Annotated in this window: 3 protein-coding genes; all 3 read left to right on the top strand. The window is 74.3% G+C overall.

Going from position 1 to position 3,396, the window contains the following annotated elements:
* The coding region (locus E1267_RS43105) for a C45 family autoproteolytic acyltransferase/hydrolase (protein WP_220449947.1) at positions 1–673 on the top strand (673 nt) is incomplete at its 5' end.
* The gene (locus tag E1267_RS43100) at positions 670–2,163 is read left to right on the top strand and encodes an amidase (protein WP_132342004.1); all 1,494 of its coding nucleotides are present in this window, start codon (positions 670–672) and stop codon (positions 2,161–2,163) included. The genes E1267_RS43105 and E1267_RS43100, both read left to right, overlap by 4 nt.
* Positions 2,160–3,032, top strand: a complete 873-nt coding sequence (locus tag E1267_RS43095) for a PHB depolymerase family esterase (RefSeq protein WP_220449946.1) — start codon at positions 2,160–2,162, stop codon at positions 3,030–3,032. The genes E1267_RS43100 and E1267_RS43095 overlap by 4 nt, the downstream gene beginning before the upstream one ends.
* Positions 3,033–3,396 lie beyond the last annotated feature (364 nt).

Below are 3,396 nucleotides of genomic sequence, written 5' to 3'. Positions count from 1 at the left end.
GGTGGGGCCGCTGTTCGTCGTGCTGCGCAGGCGTCCGGCCGCCGGGCCCGCGCTGATCACCGTGACCCCGGCCGGGCAACTCGGCCACCACGGCATGAACGACGCGGGCGTCGCCGTGTTCGGCAACTTCCTGCGTACGGACCAGTGGGGTGTGGGCGTGCCGCGCTACCTGCTGACGCGCCTGGCGCTGGGGGAGCGGGACCGGTTCCGCGCGGCGGAAGCGGTCACGGCGGTGCCCAGGTCGGGACCGCGCAACCTGCTCATCGCCGACGAGGGAGGGGCTCTGGACCTGGAGACCATCCCGGGCGGTGTGGGCGTGCTCGAACCGTCCGCGGGAGTCCTCACCCACACCAACCACTTTCTCGGGGAGCTGGCCACGCACGAGAACGCCCCGCAGTCCTGGATGCGCAACTCGCGCGCCCGGCAGGCCAGGCTGGAGGCGCTGCTCGCCGCCGCGGGGCCGCACGCCGGGCCCGCGGAGCTGGCCGCCGTCCTGGCCGACCGGCACGGCGCTCCCGACGCCCTGTGCCACCACGCCGCCGACGCCCCCGAGCTGAACGTCGCGACCGTCGTCTCCACGGTCGCCGAGATCCGCGCCCGCCGCCTGCACGTCTGCGCGGGCCCGCCCGACCGCGGCGGCTACACCGTCTACGACCTCAAGGAGGCCTCATGACCGAGCCCGCCCGCCCGTCCGGGCGCACGCACGCGAACGAGCCCGTCCGTCCGTCCGGGTCCGCGCGCCCGGACGAGCTCGTCTACATGACGGCGACGGACGCGCTCGCGGCCTTCGCCGACCGGACGTTGTCGCCCGCCGAACTGCTCACCGCCGTCGCCGAACGGGCCGAGCACATCGAGCCGAGCGTGAACGCGTTCGCGGAACGCTGGTTCGACCAGGCCATGGACCAGGCCAGGCAGGCCGCCGACCGGTACGCGCGCGGCACGGCCAGGCCGCTCGAGGGGCTGCCGGTCGCGCTCAAGGAGGAGCAGCCCATCGCCGGGCACCCGCTGCGCGACGGCTCGATGTTGCTGCGGGACAACGTCGCCGGGGAGACCCACCCCATCGTCGGCAGGATCGTCGCGGCCGGCGGCATCGTGCACGCCAGGACCACCACCCCCGAGTTCTGCGCGGCCGGGTTCACGCACAGCGACCTGTGGGGCGTCACCCGCAACCCGTGGAGCCTCGGCCACTCCTCCGGCGGCTCGTCGGGCGGCTCGGGGGCGGCGCTGGCGGCGGGCACCGCGATGCTCGCGACCGGGTCCGACATCGGCGGCTCGATCCGCATCCCGGCGGCGTTCAACGGCGTGGTCGGGTTCAAGCCGCCGTACGGCCGGGTGCCCGCGCTGCCGCCGTACAACCTCGACCACTACTGCCACGACGGGCCGATGGCGAGAACCGTGGCCGACTGCGCGCTGCTGCAGAACGTGATCGCCGGCCACGACCCGCGCGACCCGGTGTCGGTGCCCGCGCCCGCGCCGATCCCGCCGTACACGGGGTCGCTCAAGGGGCGGCGCGTGGCCGTCTGCGTGCACCTCGGCGACTATCCCGTCGAGCCCGACGTCGTCGCCGCGACCTGGGACGCCGTGTCGGCGCTGACCGAGGCGGGCGCCGTCGTCGAGGAGGTGGAGCTGCCGTGGCGCCGCGCCGACATCATGCGGGCGGCCTGGGCCCACTACGGCGCCATCTTCGGGCCCATCATCGCCGAGGAGATGGCCGCGCACGGCGACGGCGTCACCCGCTACGTCCGCGACTTCCTCGACCGGAGCCTCAAGGCCGTCGCCGAACTGGGCTTCTACGGCGCACTGAAGATCGAGAGCCAGGTTCACGCCGACCTCGCCCGCCTCTTCGGACGCTTCGACGCGCTCGTCTGCCCCGCCTCCGGCACGCCCGCGTTCCTGGCGGGGGAGGACTACGTGGAGACGCCGCTGGTCGTGGACGGGGTGAGGCTCGACCACAACCTGGAGGCCCCGCTCACGGTGCCGTTCAACCTCGCCAGCCGCTGTCCCGTGCTCGGCGTGCCGTCCGGCCGCTCGTCGGAGGGCGTGCCCACCGGCGTGCAGGTGGTGGGCCGGCCGTACGACGACCACACCGTCTTCGAGGTGGGGGCGGCGGTGACGGCGGCACTGCCCTGGTACGCCGGCGAGTCCTGGCGGCCGGCCCTGTGAGCCGCCGGCACGGGATCGACCTCAGCTACTACGACCTGGGCCGCACCCCGTTCTTCGCCTGCGCGCTGGACCCGCGATTCTCCTACTGCCTCTACGTGCCGGAGGACTACGACGAGACCGGGACAAAACGGTACGACCTCATCGTGGCCGTGCACGGCACCGACCGCACGGCCAGCGAGTACCGCGACCGGTTCGCCGCCTTCTGCGACGAGCACGACTGCATCGTGCTGGCGCCGTTGTTCCCCGCCGGCCTCGGCCGCCGTACGGAGCTGCACGACTACAAGTTCATCGGGTACGGAGGCATCAGGTTCGACCGGATCCTGCTGGCGATGGTGGACGAGGTCGCCGCGAAGTACCGCGTCGACGCCTCGCGCCTGCTCATGCACGGCTTCTCCGGCGGCGGCCAGTTCGTGCACCGTTTCCTTTACCTGCATCCCGAACGGCTGCGCGCGGCCTCGATCGGCGCGCCCGGCCTGGTCACCCTGCTCGACCCGCGCTGGCCGTGGTGGGCGGGCACCGGGGGCGTGAGCGAGGAGTTCGGCGTACGGCTCGACGTCGACGCCATGCGCCGGGTCGCCGTGCAGATGGTCGTGGGGGCGGACGACACCGACACGTGGGAGATCACCGTCACCGAGCGGGACGAGCTGTGGGTCGAGGGCGCCGACGCCGCCGGGGCCAACCGCATCGACCGGCTGGAGAGCCTGCGCGGCAGTTTCGAGGCGGCGGGCATCCCGGTGCGGTTCGACGTGGTGCCGGGCGCGGCCCACAACGGGTTCGACGTCCTGGACGCCGTACGCGCCTTCTTCCGCGACGAGCTGGCGGGCCCGCCGGCGCCGGCGCGGAAGTCGGCACGGAAATCGGCACGATAGTCGGCACGGAAGGGGAACGGCGCGGGCGCCCCTTCTCGGCCGCGCCCGGCGTGCCTTCCGGGACGGGTGCGATCCGCTGACCGGCGACGCCTCCGCCCGAGTGCGCGCCGTACAGCTCTGACCACGCACCGGCTCGCGGGTGCTTCGGATGCCGGATCGGCGGTGCGGGCGGCGATCGCGGGCCCCGAACGGGTAGGTTGGCGCCCCATGGAGGAACGCCAGAAGCACCCACGACTCACCGGCCGGGGTCGCGCGCTCGCCGCGCTGGCGGCCGTGGCCCTCGCCGGGACGGCGGCCTGCGCGAGCCCGGAGCCCGCGGAGAACGCCCCCGGGCGGCAGCCGCTGGCGGCCCCCGCCCACGCCG

The organism is Nonomuraea longispora (assembly GCF_004348345.1).
Classification (GTDB): domain Bacteria; phylum Actinomycetota; class Actinomycetes; order Streptosporangiales; family Streptosporangiaceae; genus Nonomuraea; species Nonomuraea longispora.
This window is presented reverse-complemented; position numbering and strand designations above follow the sequence as displayed.

What these genes read in the sequence shown, in the direction of transcription:
- E1267_RS43100 (WP_132342004.1), top strand. Translation starts at nt 670, where the DNA reads ATGACCGAGCCCGCCCGCCCGTCCGGGCGCACGCACGCGAACGAGCCC.